The sequence below is a fragment of the Actinomycetospora flava genome, from assembly GCF_037400335.1.
Lineage (GTDB): Bacteria > Actinomycetota > Actinomycetes > Mycobacteriales > Pseudonocardiaceae > Actinomycetospora > Actinomycetospora flava.
Genome location: NZ_JBBEGM010000032.1, coordinates 1 through 5,326, shown reverse-complemented (window position 1 = coordinate 5,326; position 5,326 = coordinate 1). Strand labels below are relative to the sequence as shown.

Below are 5,326 nucleotides of genomic sequence, written 5' to 3'. Positions count from 1 at the left end.
TTTTTTGCTGGGACTGTTTGTTCCAATGTTTTTTGTTGGAGAGTTTGATCCTGGCTCAGGACGAACGCTGGCGGCGTGCTTAACACATGCAAGTCGAGCGGTAAGGCCCTTCGGGGTACACGAGCGGCGAACGGGTGAGTAACACGTGGGTGACCTGCCCTCCACTTCGGGATAAGCCTGGGAAACTGGGTCTAATACCGGATAGGACCTCCTGGTGCATGCTGGGTGGTGGAAAGTTTTTCGGTGGGGGATGGGCCCGCGGTCTATCAGCTTGTTGGTGGGGTGATGGCCTACCAAGGCGACGACGGATAGCCGGCCTGAGAGGGTGATCGGCCACACTGGGACTGAGACACGGCCCAGACTCCTACGGGAGGCAGCAGTGGGGAATCTTGCGCAATGGGCGGAAGCCTGACGCAGCAACGCCGCGTGAGGGATGACGGCCTTCGGGTTGTAAACCTCTTTCGCGATCGACGAAGGCCCAGTTTTTTGCTGGGTTGACGGTAGGTCGAGAAGAAGCACCGGCCAACTACGTGCCAGCAGCCGCGGTAATACGTAGGGTGCGAGCGTTGTCCGGAATTATTGGGCGTAAAGAGCTCGTAGGCGGTGTGTCGCGTCGGCCGTGAAAACCTGGGGCTTAACTCTGGGCGTGCGGTCGATACGGGCATCACTAGAGTTCGGCAGGGGAGACTGGAATTCCTGGTGTAGCGGTGAAATGCGCAGATATCAGGAGGAACACCGGTGGCGAAGGCGGGTCTCTGGGCCGATACTGACGCTGAGGAGCGAAAGCATGGGTAGCGAACAGGATTAGATACCCTGGTAGTCCATGCCGTAAACGTTGGGCGCTAGGTGTGGGGTCCATTCCACGGGTTCCGTGCCGCAGCTAACGCATTAAGCGCCCCGCCTGGGGAGTACGGCCGCAAGGCTAAAACTCAAAGGAATTGACGGGGGCCCGCACAAGCGGCGGAGCATGTGGATTAATTCGATGCAACGCGAAGAACCTTACCTGGGTTTGACATGCACCAGACGCGTCCAGAGATGGGCGTTCCCTTGTGGTTGGTGTGCAGGTGGTGCATGGCTGTCGTCAGCTCGTGTCGTGAGATGTTGGGTTAAGTCCCGCAACGAGCGCAACCCTTGTCCTATGTTGCCAGCGGGTGATGCCGGGGACTCATGGGAGACTGCCGGGGTCAACTCGGAGGAAGGTGGGGATGACGTCAAGTCATCATGCCCCTTATGTCCAGGGCTTCACACATGCTACAATGGCCGGTACAGAGGGCTGCGAAACCGTGAGGTGGAGCGAATCTCGTAAAGCCGGTCTCAGTTCGGATCGGGGTCTGCAACTCGACCCCGTGAAGTCGGAGTCGCTAGTAATCGCAGATCAGCAACGCTGCGGTGAATACGTTCCCGGGCCTTGTACACACCGCCCGTCACGTCACGAAAGTCGGTAACACCCGAAGCCCGTGGCCCAACCCTTGTGGGGGGAGCGGTCGAAGGTGGGACTGGCGATTGGGACGAAGTCGTAACAAGGTAGCCGTACCGGAAGGTGCGGCTGGATCACCTCCTTTCTAAGGAGCTTCACCGAACACCACGCTGGTGGGGTGTTCACAGGCGTGTGTCCTGTGCGTCCCGCGGTGGTGGTGGAGGGCCTCAGTACCTGACCGGGTTTCGCGCCTGGTGGTGGGAACGGGTTGCTCGAGAAAAAGTGGAAACACCGAACATGTCCGGCCGGCGCCTTGGTGGCGTGGGTCGGCGGCACACTGTTGGGTCCTGAGAGGACAACACCTGGCTTTCGGGCTGGGGTGGTGTCGTCTTTGGGACGGGCAGCGCCCGCTTCGCCGGTTGGTGGGGTTGGGCGCTGGTTCGTGTGGTCGTTGAGAATTGTACAGTGGACGCGAGCATCTTTTGTTTCTGTGCACATTTGTGTCGTGATTTCTTGATGTGTGTGTTGGTCAAGTTGTCAAGGGCGCACGGTGGATGCCTGGGCATCAGGAGCCGATGAAGGACGTGGGAGGCCGCGATAGTCCTCGGGGAGCTGTCAACCGAGCGTTGATCCGAGGGTGTCCGAATGGGGAAACCCGGCACCCGTCATGGGGTGTCACCGCTGTCTGAATGTATAGGACGGTGGGAGGGAACGCGGGGAAGTGAAACATCTCAGTACCCGCAGGAGAAGAAAACAAGAGTGATTCCGTGAGTAGTGGCGAGCGAAAGCGGAAGAGGCTAAACCCCGCCTGTGTGAGAGCCGGCAGGTGTTGCTGGTGGGGTGTTGTGGGGCGTCATGTACTGGTTCTGCCGGACCGGTGCGGGTGTTCGTGGTGTTAGTCGAAGGCGTTGGGACGCGTCGGCGTAGAGGGTGAGACCCCCGTAGACGAAAACACTGCGTGCATGCGTTGTGGCGTGCCCGAGTAGCAGCGAGCCCGTGTAATTCGCTGTGAATCTGCCGGGACCACCCGGTAAGCCTAAATACTCCCTGATGACCGATAGCGGACAAGTACCGTGAGGGAAAGGTGAAAAGTACCCCGGGAGGGGAGTGAAATAGTACCTGAAACCGTGTGCCTACAAGCCGTCAGAGCAAGCTTGGTTCTTGTGATGGCGTGCCTTTTGAAGAATGAGCCTGCGAGTTAGTGGTACGTGGCGAGGTTAACCCGTGTGGGGTAGCCGTAGCGAAAGCGAGTCCGAACAGGGCGTTGTAGTCGCGTGCTCTAGACCCGAAGCGGGGTGATCTACCCATGGCCAGGGTGAAGCGCCGGTAAGACGGCGTGGAGGCCCGAACCCACCAGGGTTGAAAACCTGGGGGATGAGCTGTGGGTAGGGGTGAAAGGCCAATCAAACTCCGTGATAGCTGGTTCTCCCCGAAATGCATTTAGGTGCAGCGTCGCGTGTTACTCACCGGAGGTAGAGCACTGGTTGGCCTAGGGGGCCCACAAGCTTACTGAAGTCAGCCAAACTCCGAATGCCGGTGAGCTCGAGCGCGGCAGTGAGACGGCGGGCGATAAGGTTCGTCGTCGAGAGGGAAACAGCCCAGATCGCCGGCTAAGGCCCCTAAGCGTGCGCTAAGTGGGAAAGGATGTGGGATCGCCCAGACAACCAGGAGGTTGGCTTAGAAGCAGCCACCCTTGAAAGAGTGCGTAATAGCTCACTGGTCAAGTGGTCCTGCGCCGACAATGTAGCGGGGCTCAAGCGCACCGCCGAAGCCGCGGCAACACCACGTGAACACTCCGGAGCCCTCGAGGCTTGTCGGTGGTGGTGGTGTTGGGTAGGGGAGCGTCATGCGGGCGGTGAAGCGGCGGAGTGATCCAGCCGTGGAGCCCGTGTGAGTGAGAATGCAGGCATGAGTAGCGATAGCAGAGTGAGAAACTCTGCCGCCGGATGACCAAGGGTTCCTGGGCCAGGTTTTTCCGCCCAGGGTGAGCCGGGACCTAAGGCGAGGCCGACAGGCGTAGTCGATGGACAACGGGTTGATATTCCCGTGCTCGTGTAGGCGCGTCCCTGGCGAATCCAGGTGTGCTAACCGCCCGAACCATCCCAGTCTCCTTCGGGAGCTGGTGGTGGGGAGCGCGGGACCCTGCCTGGTAGTAGCCAAGCGATGGGGTGACGCAGGAGGGCAGCTCCGCCAGCTAGTGGTAGTGCTGGTGCAAGCGTGTAGGCCGGTCCGTAGGTAAATCCGCGGGCCATACAGGTTGAGACGTGACGCATAGCCGGTTGAGGCGAAGCAGAGTGATCCCATGCTGCCGAGAAAAGCCTCTAGCGAGTTCCTACGCGACCCGTACCCCAAACCAACACAGGTGGTCAGGTAGAGAATACCGAGGCGTTCGAGCGAACTGTGGTCAAGGAATTCGGCAAAATGCCCCCGTAACTTCGGGAGAAGGGGGGCCCTGTCCCGTGAAACCCCTTGCGGGTTAGCGGGGTGGGGCCGCAGAGACCAGGGGGAAGCGACTGTTTACTAAAAACACAGGTCCGTGCGAAGTCGCAAGACGATGTATACGGACTGACGCCTGCCCGGTGCTGGAACGTTAAGGGGACCGGTTAACCGCAAGGTGAAGCTGAGAACTTAAGCGCCAGTAAACGGCGGTGGTAACTATAACCATCCTAAGGTAGCGAAATTCCTTGTCGGGTAAGTTCCGACCTGCACGAATGGCGTAACGACTTCCCCGCTGTCTCGACCACAGACTCGGCGAAATTGCACTACGAGTAAAGATGCTCGTTACGCGCGGCAGGACGGAAAGACCCCGGGACCTTCACTACAGCTTGGTATTGGTGCTCGGTTCGGCTTGTGTAGGATAGGTGGGAGACTGGGAAGCGGCCACGCCAGTGGTCGTGGAGTCAACGTTGAAATACCACTCTGGTCGAATTGGGCATCTAACCTCGGACCATGATCTGGTTCAGGGACAGTGCCTGGTGGGTAGTTTAACTGGGGCGGTTGCCTCCCAAAGGGTAACGGAGGCGCCCAAAGGTTCCCTCAGCCTGGTCGGCAACCAGGTGTCGAGTGCAAGTGCACAAGGGAGCTTGACTGTGAGACCGACGGGTCGAGCAGGGACGAAAGTCGGGACTAGTGATCCGGCACCACCAGGTGGATGGGGTGTCGCTCAACGGATAAAAGGTACCCCGGGGATAACAGGCTGATCTTGCCCAAGAGTCCATATCGACGGCATGGTTTGGCACCTCGATGTCGGCTCGTCGCATCCTGGGGCTGGAGTAGGTCCCAAGGGTTGGGCTGTTCGCCCATTAAAGCGGTACGCGAGCTGGGTTTAGAACGTCGTGAGACAGTTCGGTCCCTATCCGCCGCGCGCGCAGGAGACTTGAGGAAGGCTGTCCCTAGTACGAGAGGACCGGGACGGACGAACCTCTGGTGTGCCAGTTGTCCCGCCAGGGGCACGGCTGGTTGGCTACGTTCGGAAAGGATAACCGCTGAAGGCATCTAAGCGGGAAGCCTGTTCCAAGATGAGGTCTCCCACCCCCTCGAGGGTTAAGGCCCCCACCAGACCAGTGGGTTGATAGGCCAGACATGTAAGCGCCGCAAGGCGTTCAGTGGACTGGTACTAATAGGCCGAGGACTTGCCCACACACCCATCAAGGGTCACGGCAAGAACACAAATACTGCGTAACGAACACCAGCATGTTCGCGTCCACTGTGCATATCCCAACGACCACACACCCCACCCCACGGGCCCACAAGCCCGGTGGGGGTGGTGGGGTGTTCCGGTGGTCACAGCGGAGGGGAAACGCCCGGACCCATCCCGAACCCGGAAGCTAAGCCCTCCAGCGCCGATGGTACTGCGACCGACAGGTCGTGGGAGAGTAGGACACCGCCGGAACACCCGACCACCCCCAC

3 rRNA genes are annotated in these 5,326 nt (G+C 59.7%); all 3 read left to right on the top strand.

What is annotated here, in order from left to right:
• Positions 1-32: 32 nt before the first annotated feature.
• The 3 genes from WCD58_RS33510 (at position 33) to rrf (ending at position 5,309) form a co-directional block, all read left to right on the top strand.
• Positions 33-1,562: ribosomal RNA gene (locus WCD58_RS33510) — 16S ribosomal RNA — on the top strand.
• 382 nt (positions 1,563-1,944) lie between these two features.
• Positions 1,945-5,057: ribosomal RNA gene (locus WCD58_RS33505) — 23S ribosomal RNA — on the top strand.
• Between the two features lie 135 nt (positions 5,058-5,192).
• Positions 5,193-5,309, top strand: a 5S ribosomal RNA gene (gene rrf / locus WCD58_RS33500).
• Together the 16S, 23S and 5S rRNA genes form the textbook arrangement of a ribosomal RNA operon.
• Positions 5,310-5,326: the final 17 nt, after the last annotated feature.